The 25568-nt window shown below is 43.5% G+C and carries 34 protein-coding genes and 1 riboswitch; of the genes, 5 read left to right on the top strand and 29 right to left on the bottom strand.

What is annotated here, in order from left to right; genetic code table 11:
- Positions 1-16 precede the first annotated feature (16 nt).
- The 8 genes from WMO62_RS02395 to WMO62_RS02360 form a co-directional block, all read right to left on the bottom strand.
- On the bottom strand, positions 17-259 hold the full coding sequence (locus tag WMO62_RS02395; RefSeq protein WP_349143695.1) for a hypothetical protein: 243 nt from the start codon (positions 257-259) through the stop codon (positions 17-19).
- Positions 201-1322 carry a D-alanyl-D-alanine carboxypeptidase family protein gene (locus WMO62_RS02390; protein WP_349143694.1) on the bottom strand — a complete coding sequence of 374 codons (1122 nt, stop codon included), beginning with the start codon at positions 1320-1322 and terminating at the stop codon, positions 201-203. Before WMO62_RS02390 ends, WMO62_RS02395 begins: the two co-directional genes overlap by 59 nt.
- Positions 1274-1978, bottom strand: a complete 705-nt coding sequence (locus tag WMO62_RS02385) for a J domain-containing protein (RefSeq protein ID WP_118596199.1) — start codon at positions 1976-1978, stop codon at positions 1274-1276. The genes WMO62_RS02390 and WMO62_RS02385 overlap by 49 nt, the downstream gene beginning before the upstream one ends.
- Complete coding sequence (locus WMO62_RS02380; protein ID WP_349143692.1) at positions 1978-2817, bottom strand: DUF5685 family protein; 840 nt, start codon at positions 2815-2817, stop codon at positions 1978-1980. Before WMO62_RS02380 ends, WMO62_RS02385 begins: the two co-directional genes overlap by 1 nt.
- A gap of 6 nt (positions 2818-2823) precedes the next feature.
- Positions 2824-3219, bottom strand: a complete 396-nt coding sequence (locus WMO62_RS02375; protein WP_118596083.1) for a zinc ribbon domain-containing protein — start codon at positions 3217-3219, stop codon at positions 2824-2826.
- Positions 3220-3368: 149 nt separating this feature from the next.
- Positions 3369-4202, bottom strand: a complete 834-nt coding sequence (locus WMO62_RS02370) for a patatin-like phospholipase family protein (RefSeq protein WP_118596084.1) — start codon at positions 4200-4202, stop codon at positions 3369-3371.
- A gap of 96 nt (positions 4203-4298) precedes the next feature.
- The gene (locus WMO62_RS02365) at positions 4299-5324 is read right to left on the bottom strand and encodes a branched-chain amino acid aminotransferase (RefSeq protein WP_349143691.1); all 1026 of its coding nucleotides are present in this window, start codon (positions 5322-5324) and stop codon (positions 4299-4301) included.
- Between the two features lie 72 nt (positions 5325-5396).
- Positions 5397-5687: a hypothetical protein gene (locus WMO62_RS02360; protein WP_147356680.1), complete on the bottom strand. Its 291-nt coding sequence runs from the start codon at positions 5685-5687 to the stop codon at positions 5397-5399.
- Positions 5688-5858: 171 nt separating this feature from the next.
- Here WMO62_RS02360 and WMO62_RS02355 point away from each other — a divergent pair, with 171 nt between their 5' ends.
- Positions 5859-6302: a hypothetical protein gene (locus WMO62_RS02355; protein WP_349143690.1), complete on the top strand. Its 444-nt coding sequence runs from the start codon at positions 5859-5861 to the stop codon at positions 6300-6302.
- On the opposite strand, the gene WMO62_RS02350 is transcribed toward WMO62_RS02355, so the two are convergent.
- The 13 genes from WMO62_RS02350 to WMO62_RS02290 form a co-directional block, all read right to left on the bottom strand.
- Positions 6228-6851 (bottom strand): hypothetical protein, encoded by a 624-nt coding sequence (locus tag WMO62_RS02350; RefSeq protein WP_349143689.1) that lies wholly within the window; start codon positions 6849-6851, stop codon positions 6228-6230. The two genes, WMO62_RS02355 and WMO62_RS02350, sit on opposite strands and share 75 nt — an antisense overlap.
- Positions 6852-6956: 105 nt before the next feature.
- Positions 6957-7601: a hypothetical protein gene (locus tag WMO62_RS02345; protein WP_349143688.1), complete on the bottom strand. Its 645-nt coding sequence runs from the start codon at positions 7599-7601 to the stop codon at positions 6957-6959.
- Between the two features lie 46 nt (positions 7602-7647).
- Entirely contained in the window at positions 7648-8016 is a 369-nt protein-coding gene (locus WMO62_RS02340; RefSeq protein WP_349143687.1) for a hypothetical protein, read from the bottom strand.
- Between the two features lie 90 nt (positions 8017-8106).
- Entirely contained in the window at positions 8107-8529 is a 423-nt protein-coding gene (locus WMO62_RS02335; protein WP_349143686.1) for a hypothetical protein, read from the bottom strand.
- Position 8530: 1 nt separating this feature from the next.
- Positions 8531-8884, bottom strand: a complete 354-nt coding sequence (locus WMO62_RS02330) for a hypothetical protein (protein WP_349143685.1) — start codon at positions 8882-8884, stop codon at positions 8531-8533.
- A 182-nt stretch (positions 8885-9066) separates the two neighbouring features.
- Entirely contained in the window at positions 9067-9576 is a 510-nt protein-coding gene (locus WMO62_RS02325) for a PM0498 family protein (RefSeq protein ID WP_494337506.1), read from the bottom strand.
- A 24-nt stretch (positions 9577-9600) separates the two neighbouring features.
- Positions 9601-9906 (bottom strand): hypothetical protein, encoded by a 306-nt coding sequence (locus WMO62_RS02320; RefSeq protein WP_349143683.1) that lies wholly within the window; start codon positions 9904-9906, stop codon positions 9601-9603.
- 60 nt (positions 9907-9966) lie between these two features.
- Positions 9967-10227: a hypothetical protein gene (locus WMO62_RS02315; protein WP_349143682.1), complete on the bottom strand. Its 261-nt coding sequence runs from the start codon at positions 10225-10227 to the stop codon at positions 9967-9969.
- A gap of 240 nt (positions 10228-10467) precedes the next feature.
- Positions 10468-11685: a hypothetical protein gene (locus WMO62_RS02310; RefSeq protein WP_349143681.1), complete on the bottom strand. Its 1218-nt coding sequence runs from the start codon at positions 11683-11685 to the stop codon at positions 10468-10470.
- Between the two features lie 20 nt (positions 11686-11705).
- Positions 11706-12032 (bottom strand): hypothetical protein, encoded by a 327-nt coding sequence (locus WMO62_RS02305; RefSeq protein WP_349143680.1) that lies wholly within the window; start codon positions 12030-12032, stop codon positions 11706-11708.
- A 327-nt stretch (positions 12033-12359) separates the two neighbouring features.
- Positions 12360-13196 (bottom strand): MerR family transcriptional regulator, encoded by an 837-nt coding sequence (locus WMO62_RS02300; RefSeq protein ID WP_349143679.1) that lies wholly within the window; start codon positions 13194-13196, stop codon positions 12360-12362.
- Complete coding sequence (locus tag WMO62_RS02295; protein WP_349143678.1) at positions 13186-14538, bottom strand: MATE family efflux transporter; 1353 nt, start codon at positions 14536-14538, stop codon at positions 13186-13188. The genes WMO62_RS02300 and WMO62_RS02295 overlap by 11 nt, the downstream gene beginning before the upstream one ends.
- Positions 14539-14587: 49 nt before the next feature.
- Complete coding sequence (locus WMO62_RS02290; protein WP_349143677.1) at positions 14588-15196, bottom strand: NUDIX hydrolase; 609 nt, start codon at positions 15194-15196, stop codon at positions 14588-14590.
- A gap of 173 nt (positions 15197-15369) precedes the next feature.
- Here WMO62_RS02290 and WMO62_RS02285 point away from each other — a divergent pair, with 173 nt between their 5' ends.
- From WMO62_RS02285 to bioA, 4 genes are read left to right on the top strand one after another with little or no spacing between them, the layout of a single operon-like run.
- Positions 15370-15909 carry a biotin transporter BioY gene (locus WMO62_RS02285; protein WP_349143676.1) on the top strand — a complete coding sequence of 180 codons (540 nt, stop codon included), beginning with the start codon at positions 15370-15372 and terminating at the stop codon, positions 15907-15909.
- A 55-nt stretch (positions 15910-15964) separates the two neighbouring features.
- Complete coding sequence (gene bioB / locus WMO62_RS02280) at positions 15965-16948, top strand: biotin synthase BioB (RefSeq protein WP_349143675.1); 984 nt, start codon at positions 15965-15967, stop codon at positions 16946-16948.
- 4 nt (positions 16949-16952) lie between these two features.
- Positions 16953-17648, top strand: a complete 696-nt coding sequence (gene bioD / locus WMO62_RS02275) for a dethiobiotin synthase (RefSeq protein ID WP_349143674.1) — start codon at positions 16953-16955, stop codon at positions 17646-17648.
- A complete protein-coding gene (gene bioA / locus WMO62_RS02270) occupies positions 17645-18832 on the top strand; it encodes an adenosylmethionine--8-amino-7-oxononanoate transaminase (RefSeq protein WP_349143673.1) in 1188 nt (395 codons plus the stop codon). Before bioD ends, bioA begins: the two co-directional genes overlap by 4 nt.
- Positions 18833-18855: 23 nt before the next feature.
- Here bioA and WMO62_RS02265 read toward each other — a convergent pair whose 3' ends face one another.
- The 8 genes from WMO62_RS02265 to WMO62_RS02230 form a co-directional block, all read right to left on the bottom strand.
- Positions 18856-19545 carry an HAD family hydrolase gene (locus WMO62_RS02265; RefSeq protein WP_349143672.1) on the bottom strand — a complete coding sequence of 230 codons (690 nt, stop codon included), beginning with the start codon at positions 19543-19545 and terminating at the stop codon, positions 18856-18858.
- A complete protein-coding gene (gene thiE, locus WMO62_RS02260; RefSeq protein WP_349143671.1) occupies positions 19538-20197 on the bottom strand; it encodes a thiamine phosphate synthase in 660 nt (219 codons plus the stop codon). Before thiE ends, WMO62_RS02265 begins: the two co-directional genes overlap by 8 nt.
- The gene (gene thiM, locus WMO62_RS02255; protein ID WP_117497369.1) at positions 20184-21008 is read right to left on the bottom strand and encodes a hydroxyethylthiazole kinase; all 825 of its coding nucleotides are present in this window, start codon (positions 21006-21008) and stop codon (positions 20184-20186) included. The genes thiE and thiM overlap by 14 nt, the downstream gene beginning before the upstream one ends.
- Positions 21009-21019: 11 nt before the next feature.
- Positions 21020-21517, bottom strand: a complete 498-nt coding sequence (gene thiW, locus WMO62_RS02250) for an energy coupling factor transporter S component ThiW (RefSeq protein ID WP_349143670.1) — start codon at positions 21515-21517, stop codon at positions 21020-21022.
- Positions 21518-21593: 76 nt separating this feature from the next.
- Positions 21594-21699: riboswitch (TPP riboswitch) on the bottom strand.
- A gap of 45 nt (positions 21700-21744) precedes the next feature.
- Positions 21745-22653, bottom strand: a complete 909-nt coding sequence (locus WMO62_RS02245) for a hypothetical protein (protein WP_349143669.1) — start codon at positions 22651-22653, stop codon at positions 21745-21747.
- Between the two features lie 32 nt (positions 22654-22685).
- On the bottom strand, positions 22686-23486 hold the full coding sequence (locus tag WMO62_RS02240; RefSeq protein ID WP_349143668.1) for a hypothetical protein: 801 nt from the start codon (positions 23484-23486) through the stop codon (positions 22686-22688).
- 96 nt (positions 23487-23582) lie between these two features.
- Positions 23583-24557 carry a choloylglycine hydrolase gene (bsh, locus tag WMO62_RS02235; protein WP_349143667.1) on the bottom strand — a complete coding sequence of 325 codons (975 nt, stop codon included), beginning with the start codon at positions 24555-24557 and terminating at the stop codon, positions 23583-23585.
- 3 nt (positions 24558-24560) lie between these two features.
- On the bottom strand, positions 24561-25484 hold the full coding sequence (locus tag WMO62_RS02230) for a nucleotidyltransferase family protein (protein WP_349143666.1): 924 nt from the start codon (positions 25482-25484) through the stop codon (positions 24561-24563).
- Positions 25485-25568: the final 84 nt, after the last annotated feature.

The following is a 25568-nucleotide window of genomic DNA, read 5'->3' as shown; positions in this document are numbered from 1 at the left end:
TATCTTCTCTCCTCGTCTATTCATCAATCTTCACAGTCACGGTCCAATAGCTCTCACTGGCCTCGATCTTTGTGACCACACCTTCCAGACTGTTCAGTTTTTTCTTTGTGTTATTGGACATGGCAATGGCATCACGGATCGTATAATAATACATGACACCTGCCATAGTGTTGGCTGCGTCTTCCTTTAATCGTACCTGATCACCGACCTGTATTAATCCAGCCCGCTCCATACGAAATTCCATCTCTCTGGTCATCATACGCCACCCCCAAAAATTCTTCCAGGCACAGATCCTGCTCCGTCATCAGCTGTGCCGCCGGGATTCCCACATACCGCAGATGCCATGGTTCGGAAATAATACCCGTAATCGCAGACTTATCCTTGGGATAACGGATCACATAGCCATATTCCCAGGCATGCTTTTCTGTCCACTGGTATTCCTTGGTATTCCGAATTCCTTCGTCCAGATTTTTGTAACTGCCTGTCACAAAGTCAAGAGTCAGTCCCAGCTGATGTTCACTGGTTCCCGGTACAGCAACGACCGTTCCGGCTTCTTTGACAGCCTTTTCATGACTGTACCCCTCCCGTTCCAGACGTTCAATTTTATTTTTAAATAAATATACCTGTTTCATATATGTACGATATGCAGAAGTCAGATTCATCCGCATACCAACACTTTTCGCATCTTTCATCATCTGTGTGATTTCTTTTGCAGATCTGCGCTCCAACTGATGACCATTGCCCACACTGACCAGATCAATATCCAGTTCATCTTTCAGAATATACTCTTTGTTCAGAAGGCTTAAATATCCATTGATGATCGCGTCCTTTGCCCCGGGCGCATGGGAGTTTTCAATATCCTTTTTTAATTGTTCTGTCAATACTACCGCCTGCTTCTTCGGTGCAGCCGGCTGTGTTGTAGTCGTTGTATCTGTCGTTGCATTGGGGTCTGCGGCCGCGTTTGGATCCGCCGGTTGTGTGACCGCATTGGGATCCATGGGCTGTGCCACTGCCGGATCAACTGCTGGCTGTGCCGCTGCATTCGGATCTGCTGTAGCTGCTGGATCAGTCGGCTGAGCAGCCGCAGCCGGGTCAACAGCCTCCGTTGCATATACATTCAGCACATCTGAAGTCACAAGTCCTGTACCAAGCATAAGCGCCGTTCCCAGCAAGAACGCCGCTTTCTGACAAGTTCTATCGATCATAAAGCTCATTTTTTTCTCATCCTGTCCGTATACTGTAATTTTCTTCTTCTCCTCAAGTTTCTGCGGCATCAGCAGCAGAGCATTCCGCCCCGTCCACCGAAGCAACACAAATTGCATAACATGTTCGCCAGACAAAGTCTGCAGCAGAAATCATTTCCCATAACACTCATACCGCCGTATGGAGTGCTCATCTGATCATACCATCCACTTCCACCTTCCAGCTGCTGTACAAGTGCCCGGTACTCCATATTTCCCGGCTGCATGGAAGCTGCCCGCCTGGCGTGATCCAATGCCACTACATTGTTGCCAAGTCCATTGTTGGCAATCGCACTTAAATAATACCATCTGGCAGTCTTCTGTCCCATGCCGGAAAGCACATTCAGTGCTTCATTATACTTGCCTGCCCGTATGTAGTTCATTGCAGCATTCAGATGCATGGTATATTCATCATTCTGACCTGCACTGGAAGCTCCTCCGTAACCGCCGAATCCACCGGCACTTCCATAGCCGCCAAAGCCGCCATAGCCTCCGGCGTTTCCGTATCCACCGTAGCCATTGGTACTGCCATATCCGCTGTAGCCCTGTTCCTTCTCCTTCATGATCTGATCATAGGCTGCCTGAACCTGCTTGAATTTCTCCTCCGCCTGAGCAGCATTGGGATTATTCACATTGGCATCTGGATGGTATTTTCGACTCAGTGTCCGATATGCTTTTTTTATCTCATCATCCGATGCGTTCCGGGACACACCCAGAACTTCATATGGATCCATCATCATTCCTTTTTATCTGTACCCTTTCTACTGCAGCGAATCTGACCATATCGACTCCAGACTCCTGCATACAATATATTCCGAAGAATTTCCACCTCTTCCACAATGGGAAGCTGTTCAAACACACGGGAAGTCTCCGCCATCATCATCTTCAGAATCTGCTGGCAGTTCTCCTCAAAAGATTCCTGCCCGTATAACTCTGCCAGAGGATTGTATCGATTCTGTTTCAGATCCTCTTCAATATCCTCATAGGCATCCATCAGATAAATGAACTTTCCAAAATAAAAGCCCATCTTTCTTAACTTCTCCGCCCATTCATCTTCGCGGCATACAAACAATTCTGCCATAATCCTTCCGAAAAATCCAGCACTTTTATCAATATCACAAATGTCTTTCTTTTCCAGTTCACGGAGTGCCTTCAGGTTGTCCGCTGTCATCTGTGCTTTTTCTCCGTAAAGCTTCCTGATCTTCTTCATCTTTGGCATAAGCATCCAGGAAAAGATTCTTGCCCATAACTTCTTCTCATCCTGCCAGTCATCCAGGCATTTATAAAAGGTAAGAAGCACATTCATGTCCGCCGCGTAGTCAAAATACTGATTCTGCCGAAAATGATGCCGGTTTACCGGATGCGCAATGCAACGTTCACAGCCAGTAATGGTCTCCGGCTCATAAAGTCCTGTCAGCAAAAGTGCCAGAAATGTCATGTCATAGCTCAAAGTCATCTGCCCGATTCGTCCATGACGCTTCTTCAGACTTCTGCACAGACCACAGTAGCTTGCTTTGTAGGTCTCATATTCCCGGACCTTCAGTTCCGGTTTGTGTACAATAATATATCCGAACATAGGCGCTTAGCTTCTCTTCTGAAACTCAAAATGACATTTCGGGCAGCGCACCATGATCTTTCCTTTTCCTTTTGGAATCCGGATCTTCTGTTTACATTTTGGACAAGTGTAAATATGATGATACTTTCTCTCCTGCCAGAGCTTTTTCTGTTGATCCAGCCAGTAACGGAATTTTGCAGTCAGCTGCAGATATTTCTGATTTTCCGCATATCTTGCACTGTGATTTTTTGACAGCATCCGAAAAATATCCAGGATCAGAAGTGCATAGACGACCAGATTCAGCATCGGATTTCTCAAAAAGGTGTTGATAATCATCAATACCAGTGCCAGAAAAAAGATAAATCGGTATAACTGATCCACACCATATCTTCCTTGCATAAAACGATAAAATTTCTCTCTCATAAAATTTCCCCTTTATTTTCACATAATGTATTCTATTTACATTAAATCTATGAACCTATTGTAAACGAACCCTGTGAAAATACAATGAAATTTTTCTTAAAATTCATATAACCATTCAGAGCCATGCAAATGTTCAAAAAATACGGGAATCAGAGCCATGCTTTAAGTGCCTCCATCTGTGCACAGGCATCTTTATATCCCAGGTCATAGACCGCTTTCACTTTTTCCGGATTTTTCTCCATGCGACCGATCTGCGGGTCACGGCTTGGACGGATCACGAAAATCTCTCCTGACTTCTCCATCTCCTCAATCTGATCCATCGTTTCGTTGTAAACCTTATAGCGCTCCTCCATGGCCTTTACAAATGCCGGATATTTCCGATATATCCATTTCGCCGGACCAATAGAAGATTTCTTCTTCCGATAACCAGCAGGTCTGGTCAGCACCACGATATTTTTCTCATAGCCCATCTGCTGAAATGCCCTGATCGGCACACTGTCCGCCACACCTCCATCCAGCAGCTTCATGCCTCCTACTTCCACGATCTGCGAAACCATCGGCATTGAAGCAGACGCACGCATATAATCGATTTCATCCATCGTGTCCAACAGAATATATTCCGGTTTCCCTGTCTCCACATTGGTACAACCCACATAAAAATCCATAGGTGACTCTGCAAATGCTTTTCGGTCGAATACATCCAGACGATCTGGAAGTTCATGATAACTGAACTCCGTCTCTACCAGATTTCCTGTCTTCAACAATGAGCGAAAGCTCATAAACCGGGGATTCTTCATATATTTCAGATAGTAGCGGATGCTTCTTCCATGCTGTCCAGACACATAAGAGCATCCATGTACCGCACCTGCAGAGACTCCGATGACACCGTCCACCGTGATATTCTGCTCCAGAAATGCATCCAGCACACCAGCGGTATAGATTCCCCGCATGGCTCCGCCTTCCAATACAAGTCCTTTTTTCATGTTCATTCCCTTTCCGTCAAGTCTATCCATAGATACGAAAGGGGACAGCACCGGAAAACGGCCTGTCCCTTATCATCATTCTGTGATCTTATGATCTTACAGGATCTCTTTGATCCATCCTTCCGGAGCTTTGATACGACCCATCTGGATACCAGTCAGGGTATCATACAGCTTCTTGGTGATCGGTCCCATCTCTTCCATACCACTCGGCAGACAGATCTCGGTATCATGATCTACGATCTTTCCAACCGGGGAAATAACTGCTGCGGTTCCGCACAGACCAGCCTCTGCGAAATCTTTCAGTTCGTCTTTTGCAATCTTGCGCTCTTCCACTTCCAGTCCCAGGTACTCTTTTGCAACATACATCAGAGAACGACGGGTTACAGACGGAAGAATACTGTTGGACTTCGGAGTTACTACCTTGCCATCCTTGGTCACAAAGATGAAGTTAGCTCCACCAGTCTCCTCAACATAGGTTCTGGTAGCCGGATCAAGATACATATTCTCATCGAATCCCTTATTGTGAGCATCTACAATGTTGTAAAGGCTCATTGCATAGTTAAGACCGGCTTTGATATCTCCGGTTCCATGAGGTGCTGCACGGTCCACATCAGATACACGGATAGTGATCGGCTTTGCACCGCCCTTGAAGTACGGTCCAACCGGTGTTACGAAGATACGGAACTGATACTCAGTTGCCGGTTTTACACCGATAACCGGATTGATTCCAAACATATACGGACGAATATACAACGTAGCTCCACTGCCATAAGGCGGAACATAAGCTGCATTTGCTTGTACTACATCAACAACAGCCTGCACGAAACGATCCTCCGGAAATACCGGCATCTGAAGTCTTTTTGCAGAATCTGCCATACGTTTTGCATTCAGGTCCGGGCGGAAGGTCACGATTCTTCCATCCTCAGTTGTATAGGCTTTGATTCCCTCAAAACAGGTCTGTGCATACTGAAGTACACATGCACACTCGCTCATGGTGATCATCGGATCATCACTTAAGGTTCCCTCATCCCATGCTCCATCTTTATAGTTGGCAACAAATCTCTTATCGGTCGGCATATAGGCAAAACCTAAGCTGCCCCAGTCAATGTTTTTCTTTTCCATCACATTTTACTTCCTTTCCTATGTGTATAGACCATGTCTGCGATGACTTTATCTTGCTTTATGATACGCTTTTCACACTGTAGTGTCAAGAAGCAAGTGGAGATAAAGTGAATCTGATGTTGGACAATTTTCACACGCCACCTCTATCGACAACCATACAAAAAGTGGCAGACTATCTTGTTTTCCATAAGATAATCTGCCGCTTCTGCGATCTTCCTGTTTTAACTTGTTACGGTTGTAGGCTTTCCCGTTTGGAACAGTTCTGGTCACCGGATTGAACGTCCCCCAGGTTCCTCTCTGTTTCGCATAAAATTCTTTTTGCTTCTTCTTCGACTGCTTGTCGATGGGAATGAATTTGTCCATTGTATTTTCCTCCATGTAAAATGTGATGATTGCGGTTCTCTTAGTATATTCTCTTGCTTGAGGAAAAACAATAGTTTCCACAAACATATTCTCTTATTACATCCTTGTCTCTTTCATCGTGGTCATGTTATCATAATTACAGAAATCTTGTTCCACTTGAGGTATTTACAGATGAAAAAATTTGTTTATATTTTGATTGCTTTTGTTTTTATATTCGCAGTGCTGTTTCTTTTATTTTCAGGCAGCGCTCCCACTTCGGAACTAATTGAAGAAACCGACGATTCACAAAACAGAGAAATTATGTATGGCACCATCGAAAACACGCTGCCAGACCCGAAACTAAACGATTCCACGTATAACAGCGTGTATCTTCACACAAATACAGCAGACTACGACTGTGGCATGACGTTGGCTGAACTCAATGAAAAATTCGGTTCAGATCTGTCATATGGCGATTATGTGTCTGTAACTGCGGAGGTTTCTACTGAAGAGATCTATCCACAACGGATCATATTATACTCTGTTACAAAACTTCCTGCCTCAGGATACACCACCAGTCGCGCCACAATAAAACTCGACAGTGATAATTTTCTCCTGACTTACACCACCATATGAAATATTGCCTGACACAGAAATCTGAGCTGTTCTTCCCGCATCAATCAACAGGTAATTACTTCCCGTCTCCTGCCATGTCCCAGTATCAGTGGCTTTACTCGAACTGATATTACTTACCATTGAAATATACTGTCTTTCAGCATGATATTGTGTACTGAAATCTGCTTTGATTTTAATCATGATATCGGCAGTATTTTCAACTGTAAAGCTTACATTCTTCGATGCTGTGACAGCATATCTGGTCTCAGATACTAAATCCGCCATGTCATCATTTTTATTCACTGCAATCTCTGCCATAGCAAATGCTTTCACAATTTTTTCAAATTCATCAGGTGTTCTCCAGTCTTCATCCGCAAAATCTTCTGCAGGTAAAAGAGTAAGTTCTACATCTGTATCTGAAGATACTTCCTCCACAATTTTTTTATATTCTTCATAATACACTGATTTCTGCTGATTCTCTCCTGCTGCATACACGACCATTCCTGCCGATCCCACAGAAATACTTAACATACAGATCATTGCCACTGCTGTTCTCATGAATTTTTTCATATGCTGCCCTCCTTCATCAACTTATTACATCACAACAAGAAGTCTCTTTGCTGCTTCTTTCATAGCACGTCAATCACCCCACTTTCAAATAAACCTCCATTTCCTTTATTTTATCAATCCAAGACATCCCAGATTGAACATTGTAAAAACAGGAACTTCTGCATGTACTATTATCAAAACCATAGCTCGTCTTAATTCCAGTGCTTTCAAAACTTCAGTATTATGAGTTGTCTCCTGAATCTTATCCAAATTATCAGAGATTTGTCTTTTTTTCTCATCAGCACTGTAAAGATCAATGGGATATGAATCCATATTTATTGCATGTGGATGATATTTTTCCATTATATCTATATAATAAAATCCTCTTATAAGTAAAAATAGTATTCCTTCTCCGACTATGATTCCTGAACAAACAATCAGATCTGTTTCCTTTATGCTTCCAGAAATAAGAATCGAAAGAACTATAATTTCCCAATAGATAATCACACTCCAAGTCGTTTTTCTTAAATATTTTTTTGAAACACCATTCAGAAGTTTATTCAGGGTTCTTATCCATACACCCAATATCTTTATATACGATATTACCAAAATCAGAAATATCAATCTTGTTGGTATAGCGCAGTTGTCTGATACACTGATTCTTAAAGCTCCAAGGAGAAATCCATTTACAACAAACAAGATTAATGACAGCATCCAAAATTTTTTACCATATAATTTATAATCATCATAACTGTTAAATTTCTGACTCATCTGTGTCTTTCCCACCACTCAAAATCTCTGAACGTCCAACTTTTCTCTACAACCACTCTGGTACCTTTATAATAAAAATAGGCTTAAAATATACCGGACATATCAAACTCCAATCCTGCCAATGATAAAGGATTACCCTGTCTCCGAATTCATACTTTCCCGAAAATTTTTCGTTTAACTCCTGTAAAGTGTATCCGAGACGAGCAACATTCTCTCCTGACATTTCACCTTCTGCAAGATCAATATAAGCATTCTCATACCTTGCATCTGAATATTCCGTGTCATTCGTCAGAACCCCAAATACAAATGATGTTTTTACTACCAGAAAAAATATAATTGGAACTGCCACAATCAAAAAATCAATTATAAAAAGTGTTTTTAATCTTTTTCTGTATCTCTGCTCTTCTTTCCTCATGCTCGTTCTCCTGTCAAAATATCCAATTTACCGATTTGAAATATTTTATCTGAGAAACGTATACAAGTTGTATGACAGGTTTCCAATCCTTCAATCTGTACTTACCGAAAGAATCGTTATCTCTGCAGGAAAAATTTCATAAGTAAACACTTCACACTCTGCGGTTATACTATCGCCATAATCAAGATTCAAATCATACTTCTGGTTGATATCATCCAATGTTTCTCCACCAGAATAGTAATCGTATTCGCCACATTTGATTGTAAACGATCTTTGCGAAACATTCGCATAATCTGATGATACAATTCCAGTCAGAGTTTCCAGGCGGGCATTATCATCTATCGCTGGTGTCTTATCGTATCTGATATTCACTCTTGTCATGAATATCATAAATACCAGAATCATAATAATAAAAATTGTCGTACAAATCTGACTTGTGTATTTACGGATTATTTCTATCAACTGACTCACCACACCTCGTATATCGTTTTTTCTCCCAATTATCTCTTTCATTTCAGCATTCTTCTATTATATAGCACACATCAAACAATATTTGAGAACTTAATAACATAGTTTTAAATTCTTCAAAAGATATCGTACCTATTACAATTTCCTTTTCAGAACATTGATATCGACTCTGAAATAAAATCCTATGGTCTGGGGAACTAAGCAAAACATGTTTTATAATTTTCAAAAATTCATTTTTAACATCTTCTCTTATAAGCAAAGGAGTTAAATCATCTTTAGCTTCTACAGAAATCCACAAGGAGATTTGCACACCCTGAACATCTGGTTCTTCAAATAATGAATCACAGAAATTAAAGCATGCAAAAAAATCATCATCAAGCTCTTCTACTACTGGATACAATATTCCGTTAGTGTTTGAGAAAAAAGGTCAAAAATAAGCATATCTATGTACTTCTCTGTGTTCTACCTCATTATGCAATAATAAACTTGTTTCACTCTTAAAATGACAAGGATTTTTTTTGATTTATGGCAATTATATTGACATCATAACTCATATCCAGTTCCTTTCACTGTATGCACTATCTAAATTATCCTATAAGCTACAGCTTCATCTTTGTATTTGCTTAAATCAGTATCCAACCACATTTGTTCATTTTTTCTCACTTTATGAAACCGCAATTCTACATGATTATCTCCAGCAGATAAGATAAAACAAATTGGTGTATTCGGCACAAGCTCTTTTATTTTTCTTTTCCAGTTATCTACTAACAGCATGGCTATTTTCAAACCATCCAATACAGATATTTCACTGGTGAAGTAATCATTTATCCGCGTTTCCGTATTGCTTGCTTCATATCCAGTTCTGTCCATATACATTTTCAATATGTTATCAAAATTCTCTTCTATATTCGACACATCCGAATCTGTGATTATGATGCAGTCACACACCTCTTTAAAAGGCGGCTCGAACAGATGAAAAAATTTTTCCATATTTATTGACATCAAATTATTGTCCGAATACGTTTTCAGTCTGTCAAACATGAATTTCATCTGATCATTTTTCACCCATTGATCTGTTACAAATACTTCCATATTTTTCACTATGTCCCATTCTTCTTATTTCCAGTATTGCTTCATATATTTCCCAGCATCTTCCTGGCTCAGATGATATCTCATTTCCACCTGAAACTGAGTATTATCATATGTTCCTCCCAGTTCCTGACATACTTCTATCATATTTCTGATTCCCCATACCTTTTCCTGTGCAACACGCTCCATTCCTTGCTTAAGACCGCGTTCCATTCCCTGTTCCAGTCCACGCTCCATTCCTTCTGCAATCATCTGATCTACGGCTCCACACATATTGATTCCTCCATCTTCATTTTGTACATTTTCTTTTAGTTCCAGCATTCGTTTGTCCAAGAAGTTCCACATTACGTCATAGGTATCTTCTTCGATATTTTCAATCTCCGGTATGGTTTTCTAGTCTACAAATGACTGAAGTTCTGTTCCAATCATAAGAACTATTTTAACTTTCCCGATCTCTTTAAATACATCCCGGTAGCGGCTTCTCATTCTGGCCGTTCTTCCGCTTCCAGTCTTTCCTGTCAGACGAATATTTTTCGGTTTAATCTGTGCCTCATCGATTTCTTTCTCTCCCTGACAGATCCATCCATTGACCAGCCATGCAAAATGTCTTGCATCTTCATAATAGGCAATCATCGGTTCTTCTTTTTTTCCCATAATCCCCCTTCGACGATTCTGGAAAATATATAATATTGTGCCCCTATTTTCAAACTCTCCAGCTCGCCTTTATTCAGTTTTTCCCTTCTGAAAACTCGGCGAATCGCCGGATATGCTTACGCATAAGAATCTCAGATATTAGTATTATTCTATGACACTTTTAGTTGTTTGTCAATTACTTATTTAAAATTATAATGAGAAACAAGGAGCTGCCTCACCTCAAAGCAACTCCCTTCCGCCTCACTTTATTTTACAATGATATTCCTGATTCCATACTTTTCCTAATTTGTCGATCCTGACCGCCACAATCTCCGGAACCCTCTCTGCTTCGGAGTATGTAAGTGTCAGTTCCTGCCGAAGTTCTGCAAGTTCTCCATCTACGTACATCGCAGGTGGAAATGTGCTTCCTTTCAGCGAAAATGTTGTTGGATCTCCCTGAGATTTCAATTCACCCCAGCTCGCATTGATTGATAACAGCTCTGTATCTTTCTCCAGATTTTCTGGCTCTACATAGAGGATCACTTCTGTCGAAACCTTATTTTTTCCGTCATCATCCTGACTTTCTTTTTTCCTGCGCTCGACTTTTCCAATGTGGTAGGTGTCTTTTCCAACAAAAAAGGATACATCAACATCTTCTGTTCCATCCACCGCCGGAACAGGCACTTCCGCGATTGGTCCATTTTCTCCCATATCCGCCACCAAAGAAACACCCGGAATCTTCAGTTCATATTCGGTGTCTTCTGATACCTTCACCGTTGCCTCAAAACTACTGCTTCCTTCAATACCTGACTGTTTCCATTGAATAAATCCATCCTTTTTCACGTCTTCCGGTGTCACCGGTTCTTTCATCGGTCGTCCCATCTGCCAGATATCGTCTGAAGTTCCCCACGCATGCAACTTGAGAGTCTCGTCATCCTCCAAGGTTCCCTGAAATACCCATGTCCGTCCATTGTGTGTTACCGGTGTTCCAATCTCTTTCAGGCTGTTATACTCTGGTACTGATGTCATATGAATCGTTGCTGTCTGATCAAACAGCTCCAGCACATATTGACCCTGAGGAGTGATGCTTCGGTACTCCTGCTCTATGGTCAGTTGTTTCTGTTCCTCATCATAATTGCAATACCGGGAAAGTGATGTTAGTTTACTTTTCTCCTCATCCTGTACACTCAGGAACTGATCTGCCTGCTCCCAGTCATCTGCATCTGATGAATAATCTGCAACTATTTTCACATAAAGGAATCCATCCTTCCAGACAACATATTCCATCGTGGCACTTCCATATTCCGTATCCAGTTCCTGCATCGGATTTTTCGCTTCATATAGTTCCTCCTCTGCATCGCAGATTCCCAACGCCGGATGAAACTTGAAAGAAGTTTCTGACCTTGCACAGGCGGTCATTGCCAGTAATACTCCGACCAAGACCACACCTGCTGCTATCATTTTCCTGTTATCTGCCATAAGACTCCTCCTCTCCGAATCTATTTCCAATACTGTTTCATATATCTTTCCGCTTCTTCCTGACTCAGATTGTATTTCATTTCCACCTGAAACTGCACATTATCATATGATGTGCCCAGTTCCTGACATACTTCTATCAGATTTTTTATTCCACGTTCTGTTCCCTGCGCCAGTCCACGCTCCATTCCCTGTGCAATCATCTGATCTACGGCTCCACACATATTGATTCCTCCATCTTCATTTTGTACATTTTCTTTCAGTTCCAGCAGACGTTCATCTGGTGTATGGCATATATTGGTTCCTTTTTTCCCATAATCCCCCTTCGGCGATTCTGGAAAATATTTCATAATTGCCTCTGCTTTCAGCATATCGTGATTTTATCACTCTATAATTTCACCGTTCGTCAAGAGAGAGCAAGTTCTCTCTGACTCACTTTCGCTCATTATATCCAGCTCGCCTTTATTCAGTTTTTTCCTTCTGAAAACTCGGCGAATCGCCGGATATGCTTATGCATAAGAATCTCAGATGTTAGTTTTATTTTATGATACTTTTAGTTTTTTGTCAATCAGATTTTTCAATCAATCAACCCTTGACATTTTTTTACTTCTTGTTGTTTTAACACTCATAAAACCATGCTGGTTTCTCAGTTCGGAAGATGCTCTGCTTAATGTAATTTATCGATTCATCGCCGTGCAAACCGGCAACCGAATCTCAGTCACAAATTTTTCAGGATCACTGGTCATTCCGTCATCGATCAATGTGATTTCCTGAGAAAAGCCCGCCGGCATCAGATGCTTCTCCTTCAAAAAGTTAAGAAGCATTTGATAGTACCGTGGTGCTTCTGTATGTCCGCCGCGGAAGCGGATCGTTGCGCACTCCATGGAAGGCAGCAGCTCTGTCTGCCCATCATAATGGTCTTCCTCATCCAGGATCAGGAAGACCCAGTCATATACCTCAAAACTTCCTTCTCTTAAATGCTCTTTAGAAATTCCCACACCGACTTTTCCTAAAAATACCTGTGCCTCCGACTGTCCTTTTTGCATCTGCCGGATAGCGATTTCCAGATCCAGATAGGATCTTGGCCGCACCGGATCTCTTAAGAGAACCATACGTGTCTCCGGAAATATTTTCAACTGAATTTCTTCTAATCTGGAGCATCTGGCATCTCGGATCTGCTCGATCCGATGATCGATCTTTCGTTCCATAATCTCCAGTTCCCGCTTTTTCTGTTGAATCAGGGCTTTCTGTTTTTCCAATTTTTCCTCGATCACATCTGTATCCCGGTTCTGAAGGAACTCAGCGATCTGTGAAAGAGGCAGATCCAATACTCGCAGATATCGAATCGTATTGAGCACTTCAAACTGCCGGATTCCATAGTAGCGATATCCGGTGTCGGGATCCGTATATTCCGGTGCCAGCAATCCCGCCTGTTCATAATGTCGCAGGGTTCCTGCACTGACATGGAACATCTTTGCCACATCACTGATCCAAAATAATTTTTTATCTTCCATTCCGATGTTTTCTCTCCCATCCATGCTTTTCCAGCCATACAAACACACTCAGACAAATGATCACGGATAACAGTGATCCACAGACCGTTGCGATTCCCATAGGAAACAAACTTGCCGGGAACAGCTTGGATGTCAGATACACGCCCGGAATCCTCACCAGCAAGATAGAGGTAATGTTGTGCAGGAAAGAAAATTCTGATCTTCCATATGCGCAGAAATACCCGCTGAAGCTGAAATGCATACCGGCAAATACGCAGTCAAAGATATAACCTCGCAGATACTGACCTCCCATTGTCTTCACCACTTCATCTGTTGTAAAAAGTCCTACTACGGGCTCTGCAATAAACTGGATCACGATGGATACGATTATGCCAAATCCTACTGCGATCATCAATGCATAGCGAAGGGTTTTCCTGGCCCTATCATATTTTCCAGCACCAATATTCTGAGCACCGAGTGCTGACACTGTAGAGAGCATAGAAGACGGTACAAGGAATAAAAAGCTGATGATCTTCTCCACAATACCAACAGCTGCGGCCGCACTTAAACCTCTGCGATTTGCAATAATAGTAATGACAATAAACGCGATCTGGATAAACCCATCCTGCAATGCCACCGGGATACCGATCTGTAACAGCTGTCCCATCACGGCTTTCTGCGGGCGCAGGTCACTTTTCTGTAAAGTGATGCCAGACTGCTTCTTTATGATCACAATGAGCGCCAGCACCACACTGAATGCCTGAGACATTGTGGTACCCAGTGCTGCTCCTGCCGGTCCCAGATGAAAATATCCCATAAACAGATAGTCAAGGGCAATATTTACCACGCATGCTACTGCAATAAAACACATGGGACTCTTAGAATCTCCCAGTCCGCGAAAAATGGAACTGATCACATTATAAGCAGTGATAAACGGAATCCCGATAAAGCAGATGGTCAGATACAGTTTCGTTCCATCTGCTGCTTCCGCCGGAGTGGACATGACCGACACAATTGGGGATACCAACGTCACCAGCACGACTGCCAGTACGATCGCCAGTCCCAGGAACAAGGTCACGGAATTACCCACTGTCTGGGAGGCCTTTTTCTTATCACCGCCTCCGATCGCCTGCGCAATGATGACTGTTGATCCCATGGCAAGTCCTACGATCATGACCGTGATCATATGCATAACCTGACTTCCAATGGATACTGCAGTAGTGCTTGCCACACCTTCAAACTGACCAATAATGAACAAATCTGCCATACCATACAGAGTCTGCAAAAAATAAGACAACAGATAAGGCAGAGAAAAATACACAATATTTTTAAATACACTTCCAGATGTAAGATTTCTTTCCATAAAAGTACAAAAGACTCCTTTCTTCTGTTCCCGATTTTAAACCCTACATCTATTGTAAAGTCAATGCTTTCTTACAGAGTTTAGAATAAATATGTTCCACAAACCAAGGTTCCGTAGATTTTTCCCCGATCTCTTCCACCGGGATCCATGCAACCGCACTGTTTTCATCCGGCTTTTTACGTATTGGTTTCCTGGAATCTGCTTCCATAAGATAGGTAACGTTCAGATGAAGATGAGAAGCCACGTATGTTCCACGCTTCCAGTGACCATCCACAGTCAGAATCTCCAGTGAAACCGGTGCCTCCTGTAGTGGTGTGACCTGTGAAAGCCCGCTTTCTTCCTCCACTTCCCGGATCGCCACTTTCTGAAGATTCCATTCCCCGTCCGCATGACCACCCAGCCATGCCCAGGAGTTATAAATATTGTGGTAAGCCATGAGCACATGCTTCCGATCCGGGCTTACCACCCATGCTGATGCAGTCAGATGCGCGGTCTCATTGGCTCTGGTCACAATATCCATTCCACTTCTGATCCATTGAATCAACAATTCCCGGTCTTTCTCTTCCTGCTCATTACATGGCTTATACGCTTCTATCTGTTTTAACAACCGTTCCATCTGTATCTCCCATCCTTCTATATCAATCAGTAAAGCCTGCATTTCATCTCATTCTTCTCTGAATATATCGCAGTCTCCCTGGCTCCGTCAAGCAACAACTTCTATCATTCTGAACACCACCGTCATTGCATTTGTTAACTATATATATTTTTTAGTTGACACATTATTTTTTATCTTTTATAATTGTGAACCGTAATGATTCAGGAGGTTTACAAATGACAAAAACAAAATCTATCATCTACTGCGGACTGTTCACCGCCCTGATTGCTGTGGGCGCATTTATCAAGATTCCCATTCCGGTAGTTCCCTTTACCCTGCAATATTTATTTACAATGCTGGCTGGTCTTCTGCTTGGTTCCCGCAGAGGCTCCCTGTCCGTAATCGCTTATGTAATCCTTGGACTGGCAGGACTTCCCATCTTCAGCGAAGGCGGCGGTCTGTGGTATATCTTCAAACCAAGTTTTGGCTATCTGATCGGATTCTGTGCCGGAACTTTTTTAACCGGATATCTGGCTGAACATATGAAAAAGAAAACCGTTCTTCACTATCTTACAGCTAACCTGGCAGGACTTCTGGTAGTCTATGCATGCGGCATGATCTACTATTATGTAATCTGCAATTACGTAATCAACACACCAATCGGTGTATGGCCGCTGTTCCTGTACTGCTTTATCCTGGCAGTTCCAGGCGACATTGCCTTAAGCATTCTTGCTGCAGTTCTGGTAAAGCGGATCAAACCAGTACTGGAACTGTAAAGCCGGAACAAAAATAATCTATCGCAAACGATTTATCACAAAGGAGACCAATTTTATGAACGTACTGACTTTAGCCCAGGAGATCATCGACGGAAAAAGACTGACCCGCGAGGATGATCTGTCCTTCTTCCTCACCTGTGATCTTGACAATTTATGTAAAGGAGCTGATCAGATCCGTGAAGCACGGATTGGCAATAAAGTAGACCTTTGCTCCATCATCAACGGCCGCAGCGGCCGCTGTCCGGAAGACTGTAAATACTGCGCACAATCTGCCCATCATCACACGAATTGCGAAGTCTATGATTTTCTTCCGGAAGAAAAGATCGTGGAGCTGTGCAAGCTCAATGAGTCCGAAGGCGTGGATCGCTTTTCCATTGTAACTGCTGGAAAAGCACTGACAGGGAAAGAATTCGACAAAGCGATCCATGCTTACGAGACCATGAAAAGGGAATGTAAGATCGATCTGTGCGCTTCCATGGGATTTCTCTCTGCTGATCAGCTTCATCGGCTCCACGAGGCAGGCGTGACCAGTTATCACCATAATATTGAGACTTCCCGCCGGAATTTCCCGAATATCTGTACCACACATACTTATGATATGAAGATCGAGACTTTGAAAAAAGTCAAAGCAGAAGGTATGTGTGCCTGTTCCGGAGGTATCATCGGTATGGGCGAGACATGGGAAGATCGCCTGGATATGGCTATCAGCCTGGCAGAACTTGGAATTGATTCCATTCCCATCAATGCGCTGATGCCGATTCCGGGAACCCCTCTGGAAAATCTGCCTCGTTTATCTGAGGAAGATATTTTACGTACCATCGCATTATTCCGTTATATCAATCCCGATGCCAATATCCGTCTGGCTGCAGGCCGTGCTCTTCTGACCAACGACGGTGAAATTGCCTTCAAGTCCGGGGCTTCTGCCACCATTACCGGAAATATGCTGACAACGGTTGCCTGTGCCACCATCCGAAGTGATCGTCAGATGCTCACGGATCTTGGCCGCGATGTAACACCGGATTACTGGAAGGAGGCATAAATCCATGAGCAAAGCGCTCTTTATTACAGGTACCGGTACAGACACCGGAAAGACCTATATTACCGGTCTGATCACTAAAAAACTGGCAGAAGTCGGTCTACATCCGGCCTACTACAAAGCTGCCATGAGTGGAAATGACCGCAGAGCAGACGGCTCTCTGATTCCCGGAGATGCACTCTGTGTACAGACTATGTCCGGCATCACTCAGCGACTGGAAGATATGTGTCCTTATGTATATGAGCATGCTTACTCTCCTCATCTGGCTTCCCGGCTGGAAGGACATCCGGTTCAGATGAATGTAGTGAAAAAAGGATTTGCTCACGTCTGTGAAAACTATGATTATGTGACCGTTGAAGGCAGCGGCGGTATCCTATGCCCCATCTGCTTTGACGAAGCCAGGATCCAGCTGGAAGATGTAGTAAAAGAACTTCATCTTTCCAGCATTCTGATCGCTGATGCAGGTCTTGGAACCATCAACAGTGTGGTGCTGACCGTTGAATATATGAAAGCACATGATCTTCCTCTCAAGGGAATAATCTTCAATCACTGCCACCCAGGCAATGTAATGGAGGAAGACAACATTTTTATGTGTGAGCATATGACAGGCCTTCCCACTCTTGCAAGAGTCTGTGATGGCGATACTTCTCTTTCCATAGATGCTGCGACACTCAGTGAACTTTATGACGAGGTAACATTATGATCTGGTATCCTTACGAACAAATGAAAACCATGAAGGCTCCTTATAAAATTGTTGATGCTGATGGAGTCTATCTCTATACTGAGGATCAGAAGCTGATTGATTCTGTCTCCTCCTGGTGGTGCATGATCCACGGATACAAACATCCGGAACTGACTGCTGCCATCAAGGAACAGGCAGATCATTTCTGCCATGTGATGCTTGGTGGCCTGACCCATGAGCCGGTACAGAAGCTGACCCAAAAGCTGGAAAGCTTTCTGCCGGGTGACTTAAACTACTGTTTTTACTCCGACTCCGGCAGTGTAGCTGTGGAAGTCTCCCTGAAAATGGCGCTTCAGTACAACACTAACCAGGGCAGAAAACGTCCGCTGGTATTAGCTTTGGAACATGCCTACCACGGAGATACCTTCAAAGCTATGGAAGTAGGGGATGATGAAGATTATCATTTCGCATTTGATAAAAAAGAAGGTGTGATCCATATTCCAACTGAGATTCCTGCACTGGAAGAGGCCTTTGCAAACTATCACGATCAGCTGAACTGCTTTATCGTAGAGCCACTGCTGCAGGGTGCCGGTGGCATGCGGATGTATGATATTTCTTTTCTCAAGCGTGCCCGTGAATTATGCAGCGAATACGATGTACTTCTGATCTTTGATGAGGTTGCCACTGGATTTGGAAGAACTGGTTATCGATTTGTTGCAGACGAAGTTCTGCCGGATATTCTGGTTCTGGGGAAAGCCCTGACCGGCGGCTACCTTGGTCATGCTGTAACCGTTGCCAGTCAGAAAGTCTTTGATGCCTTTTACAGTAACGATGACCGGAAAGCACTGATGCACGGTCCAACCTTTATGGGAAATCCACTGGCCTGCGCCGTTGCCTTAAAAGGAATTGAGATTTTTGAACGGGAAGATTATATGAGCAAGATCCATCGGATCACCGAGATTTCCCATCGGGAAATGGATGGTTTTACCGATCCGAGAATCCGTGAGGTCCGCATCATGGGCGGATGCACCTGTGTGGATGTCTACGATCCGGCAACACTGGAAGGATTCCAGCAGTTTGCTTACGAACGAGGCGTCTTCAGCCGTCCATTCCTGACCTGCATGTACACTATGATGCCTTACATTATCAAAGAAGAAGAATTGATTCAGATCTATGACGTTATGAAAGAATGGTTCCGGAGGTAATCCCCGGAACCATTTTCAACTCTTTATTCTGCTGTTTTCCAGTCCAGGATGGACTCGTCAGTCAACTGTTTCAACTGTTCCCAGCACTCGTTCCACATGCGATCACGTTCTTCCTGATCATCCGGCTCATGGCAATAAGTCACACTGCCGTCATAGACACCAACCACATAGAATCCAGCCTCTTTTGCCGTCTGCGCTGCATAAAGAGCATCCTCATAAACTGCTGTCTCTGACGGTTCCGCGCCCATGCGCCTGATGGATTCCAGATACACATCTGGCTGACGTTTTCCTGCTCCTACGGTCTCACAGGACAACAGGAATTCAAAATCCTCCCTGACACCCAGACGAGACAGGCATGCTTCCATCAGCAGTTCTGCAGTAGCGGATGCCACACACATACGCACGCCTCTGTCTCTCAGCCGGGTCAGATACTCCTTTACGCCTGCCTTCAATGGGATGTCACTGCGATAATGTTCATCCATCATGGCATTCATATCATCTGCCACCTGCTCCGGCGTTCCCTGAAGTCCAAATTCATGGATAAACAAAGCTGCTGATTCCGTCATAGTCATGGGCTTGATCTTCTCCAGAATATCCTTTGGTGGATTCAGGACCCCATGAGTCTCCAGATATTCTCCTGCCAGACGTTTCCAGTATCCCATAGAATCCACCAGGGTTCCATCCATGTCAAAGATTGCGTATTTTTTATTCATATTCCACCATTTTCTGTGCCAGCACTTTCAGCTCTCTGGTCGCCTGACCTGGATCCTTGGCTGCAAAGATGGCAGATACCACCGCTACACCGTCTACACCGCTGCCTGCAAGCTCCATCAGATTGGATGCATTGATTCCTCCAATGGCTACCACCGGAATGCTTACAGAACTGCTGATCTCCTGCAACTTCTCCAGCGACAGATTTCTGGCGTTTTTCTTGGTGCTTGTGCCAAATACCGCACCAACTCCAATATAGTCTGCACCGGCTTTTTCTGCTGCCTGTGCTTCTTCTACTGTTCCTGCGGAGATTCCCAGAATCTTATCCGGTCCGATCATCGCACGGATGTCGCGTCCTTTGATATCAGATTGTCCTACATGAACACCATCTGCATCAATGTCCATGGCGATCTCTACACTGTCATTGACTACATAAGGTACTCTGTAAGAGGCACACAGCTCTTTCAGTGCCTCTGCCTCCTGTTCGAAGGTATTTTCATCCAGATCTTTTTCACGGATCTGCAGAAACGTCGCACCATTCTCCAGTACTTTTCTGCATACATCTGTCAGTCCTTCTCCATCCTTCAGCCACATACGGTCAGTGACTGCATACAGCAACATGGAATTCTGTATCTCTTCTTTAGAAAATTTCATAACGTGCCCCTTTCGTAAGTTCCTCTTCCGTCAGATTAAAGACCGCATCGATCAAATCTGTACGGAAAGTAGCATTTCCCGTGCCATTTTTTATTCTCTTTTTCTCCGCGATCTCTCCGGCAATTCCCATAGCCGCCATAGCCGCACAGGTTGCTGTAAATGGATCCTCTGCAGCCGCTCCCACAAATGCACCGATCATGGAAGTCAGCATACACCCACTTCCTGTGATCCGTGACATGGTCGCGCATCCATTTCTCAAAACCATGGTTCGTTCCCCGTCGGATACCAGGTCGATCACTCCGGAAACTGCGATCACTGTTCCAAGACTTTTTGCAAGATTCTTGATCATCTCCTGAGCTTCTGGAAGATTTTCTTCTGTGATGGCATCCAGATCACTTACATCTACGCCAGCACCTGTGGTCTGCTGACCGGCCAAGTAGCGGATCTCTGATGCATTTCCCCGGATCGCAGTAAAATGAACTTCCTCCAACAGCCTCTTTGCTGCATCTCTACGAAGCTGTGTGCCACCTACTGCTACCGGATCCAGCACCACCGGAATCTTCCGTCGGTTTGCCTCTTTTCCACCGACGATCATAGAATCCGTCAATGCGATGGCTCCCATGTTACATACCAGCGCCTGTACGCAGGACAATGCTTCTGCCACTTCATCAATATGATCTGCCATGGACGGAGTTCCGCCCGCCGCCAGGATGATATTTGCGCAGTCATTGACTGTCACAAAGTTAGTGATGCACTGCACACGCGGTTCCATTTCATGAACCTTACGCAGTACCTCTGCAAATTTGGTCATTTGTCTTCCTCCTATGAAAGTTCATTCTGCATGCGGTTCAGCACCCCTGTCTTCTTCAGGATCAGAACTACAACCACACCCATGGCTGCTCCCACAATAGCTGACGGTGTATAGAACGGAATATAGTAAAACGGAGACTGAGCATCCAGTCCATAGAACATCTTCATCAGCGGATAAGAAGCACAGGCACCGATCACTCCGGTTCCAAACACTTCACCAACAAATACCAGATAGATATTTTTTGTTTTCCGATAAATCAATCCACCAAGAACAGGTCCAAAGATTGCCCCGGTTACCGCCTGAATGGTTCTGCCGGACATCATCCGCATGATTCCACAAAGCAAGGATGCCGCAAATCCATACCAGGGACCTACCAGAACAGCTGCCAGCACATCAACAAAATGCTGAAAAGGTGCCATAGCCGGAAAATATACAAATGTGTTCAGCACAAATGCAAGGCACGCAAGCATAGCAGTTAATGCCATTTTTTTCGTTGTAATTTTTTTCATGTTCCTACACTCCTTTGTTGTACAGAGAAAATACTGTATTCTTTGCCCAAAAGAGGCACCACTCAATGCGGTGCCTCAAAAAATCATATCCACTTCCTACGTCGGCATTATCCGCATCAGGTTAAAGGGTCGAAGGTCTACCTTCCTCTCAGCCTGTCATACAAGCTCCCCTGCCTTCAATTGTCCTACCTATTGTAACGCTGCATTTCTTCTATTGCAAGTGTTTTTTAGCCCGCATAAGGAAGGTTTTCGAACAACTCATTCTCATCCACGCCACCGATAGTACCGGAATACGTCATCTGACCTTCTGATCCATCGGGAGACAAATCAACTAGAAGATTTCCTGCAGTTCCATCCGGCAGTTCAAAATAGAAAGTACCATCATCCGGTGAATATGCCTGCGGAATGATCACATCACCTGCTTCCAGAGTCGTATTGCCGCCTTCCAGTCTGCATCGGATCGATCCCTTGACTGTCAGCTTCGGAAGCTCTCCTGATGGATCTCCTGCAAATTCATAGATAGTATCATTGGCAGTCAGTTTGTCATCCTGTATGAAATAGGTTCTTATTCCACCATAGGTTCCAAGCACATCTACCTTGGATTCAATTTCAAATCCTTCGGTCGGATCTGCTGGAACCTCACGCAGATGTCCGTCCTGTGTGGATACCAGTGTCACTCCACTCTCATCCAGCTTCACAAGATAAATCATTCCATAGTCATCAAAGGTAGTGGTCTCTGTCATCACATATTCCTGACCATCCAGAGATACCTCATAGACCCCATTCACATAGAGACTTTCATCCAGTTTCAGTTCCTGATCTCCATACACAGCTGTAACTGCAATAATCTCATCGTCATCCGAATATGCCCGTTCCGTCTTCAACGTAAATTCTTTGCCTGAGATTTCCGCTGCAGTATTAGCCGTCAGCTCCGTGATCATATTCTCATTGTTCTCTGCAGTTTCACCATTCTCTGTATCTTCTGTATCCTGTGAAGCCTCTGCTGTGGTTTCATCTGCAGTATCTGTCACCTGTTCTTCTGCCTGCTGAGAATCTTCTGCTGTATCTTTTGCTCCACATGCCGTTAATGTCAATGCTGTTGCCATCATAAATACAGCTAAATATTTCTTCTTCATTGTCATCTATCCTTCTTTGTTCATATTATATGTTATTCCTGTACAAGTATTGTCCAATCAAGCTTTGCATAATTGTCCGTATAAGAATTGATTACAGACTGTGCCATATCTTCATCCACTGGCTCATCATTAGAAGTATCCCAGTCATCATCATATGCCATAAACCATGGATTTTCTTCATCTGCTGCTGCATCATACATGATTGCCTGCTGAACTGTAAGCCGATCCCCTGACACTGTGTAATATAACCATCCGGAGCTCGCCGCACCATTGTATCCCTCATTTGCGATCAGGATCGCTCCTGCTTCATCTTCCACAAGATAATAACGGTTTCTGGATTCACTTTCAAATATCTGAACAGCATTTCCATCCTTCAAAGTATACGCATCAAAAATAATCCTGTTTGCCGGTAATTCTGTATCCATTTCACCAATCAACAGCTCCGGCTGTCCATCTGCATCCAGATCATACAGAGTATAACCGATCTGATCCTGTGCATCCATATTACAAAACTCTGACACCATAGAAGACATTCCTTCATCAAATGCTTTACTCACATCCCATTTTTCTGTAATCATCGTCTTGTATTTATCCAGAACATTCTGGTACTCTTCGGGCATCACATAGTCTGAACCCTTGACCTCCGAATCTTTTTCGACATTCTCTGTGGATTCCTCCGCTGCTTCTGCAGATGAATCTGTATCCGTATTTTCTATACTTTTTTCTGCCTGTGAAACTTCCGGCACATCTGCTGCATCATTTTTGTCTGAGCACGCTGTCAGCATCGCTGCTGTGATTGCCAGCATACTAAGCATAATTACTTTCTTTTTCATCTTACTTCCTCCTGCGGATATGCTTTACATCTCCGCTTTTATCCTTGAATATGGATATTTTACCACAATCCGCAGGAAAGAAAGTTAAAGTTTTTCTTAATTCTGATAGCGGATCTCTGTATCCTGTAACATCGGATAGCTGACAACTTCTGTTCCGTTAAGATCTGTTGCATGCATATTCACAGCTGTGATCTGCGGATTCTCATAAGTTGTATAATAATAGATACCTTTGGTTGTATTACAGCAGGAAGTATAGATGGTGATCTCATACTTACCTTCTGCCACCTCACAGCATCCTCTCTGCTGGTCTACAGACCCTAAGATATGAAAAAACTGGCTGACACTTGCTTTTTCTGTATCTTCAGACCGGGAATTAAGTCTGGTAAATGCCACTCTGGCAAAACGGGAAGTGGATGACAGATCTCCAGGCAGTCCCAGCGCACCCATTCCTCTGCTGTAAGTGGTAAGCGGAAGTTTATCAGAAAACAGATTTTCCGGCTGCTTCGGTGATAAATTCATATATTGATTCATCAAAAACATCTGCTGCGGAAATGGCGGATTATTTGTCAGAACCCCTGCCGGGTTATCATATACATGAAGCCCGTCTGCCATGGACTCTACCACAATGCAGCCATCTTTATCTGCAATGATCCAGTGAAGCTGTGCCGTCGGCAGCTGTGCACTGAACGGAATCCCTGTCAGATTCATTTCCTTCAGTTTTTTCTTTGCATCTTCCACAGTTGCACATTGTGTCAGTATCCAGGGAATAAACTCATACTGTGCTACATTTTCTTTTTCATTATCTACGTCAGCATATGCAGCATTACCGACAAAATTGAGGCCTGCCATACCAAGTCCTTTTTCATTTGCTGCATCATAATACAATGGATATCCATTTGCTACATGTGCCATACCAATGCAGGCATAATGATGCTCCATAGTACCTGCATAATGAAACTTGATCGGATAATTACGTGGAATGATCGCTATCTGTTCTCCATAAGAGAATTCATAATCCAATGTACGTCCCATATAAAAATCTTTTGTCTGATAAGTTGCTGCTGTACACATATTCTACTCCTCCCACAAATTCTGCGGATATTTTCCTGCATCTTTCAGATCCTGCATTGCTTTCATAACGACCGGTTTATCTTCCTTATAGGTAACTCCGTGCCAGCGGTCATGGGATTTCAATACAGTTACTTCTGCCTTTCCTTCTCGGATCAGTTCATCTACCACAAATGGAAGGAAATATTCGCATTTCAGCGGATTTTTCTTTAGATTCTCATCGAGAAATACTGGGAAACGCTCTTTCAGTTCTTTTAAAATACTTGCAGAGAATCCCCACAGATTCATGGATACCGGTGCGTCTTCCGGAAGGCTGTGCCAGGTAGCACCATCATCCTCTGTATAAGCCGGTCCTTCTGCACGACGCTCAATTCTGGTTCTCTCTGTGATTGCAGTGAGCTTGTGATTCTCATCTGTCTCGCAGACACCACGGGCCACGTGACCATTCTCGGTCAGTGTATTTTTCAAAAGATAACCTACCATGGCATACTGATATTTCTCTCCATCTTTGGTATTTACCAGAAAATCATGGATCAGACGGAATGCCTCCTGTCCATAATAATCATCTGCATTGATCACAGCAAACGGTCCATCCACCACCGGCAGACAGGACAATACGGCATGGCCGGTTCCCCATGGTTTTACACGTCCTTCCGGCACTTCATAACCTTCCGGAATGTTGTGAAGATCCTGAAATACATACTCCACCGGAATACGTTTCTCCATGCGATTGCCGATGCTCTCGCGAAAATCTGCTTCGTTTTCTTTTTTAATGATAAATATTACTTTTCCAAATCCGGCCTGTACTGCATCATAGATGGAATAATCCATAATAATATGTCCCTGTGGATCAATGGGATCAATCTGTTTTAATCCACCGTAGCGGCTTCCCATTCCAGCTGCCATAATTACCAAAGTTGGTTTTGTCATCGTTTCGTCCTCCAAAAAAGAAATTCTATCTACCAGATATCATACCCATATCTTTCTTTTTATGCAAGAAAAAAAGAAGGATAT

It is taken from the genome of Hominiventricola aquisgranensis (assembly GCF_040096225.1).
GTDB classification, from domain to species: domain Bacteria; phylum Bacillota; class Clostridia; order Lachnospirales; family Lachnospiraceae; genus Hominiventricola; species Hominiventricola aquisgranensis.
The sequence above is the reverse complement of the archived record's forward strand: the minus strand, read 5'-3'. Positions and strand labels throughout refer to the sequence as shown.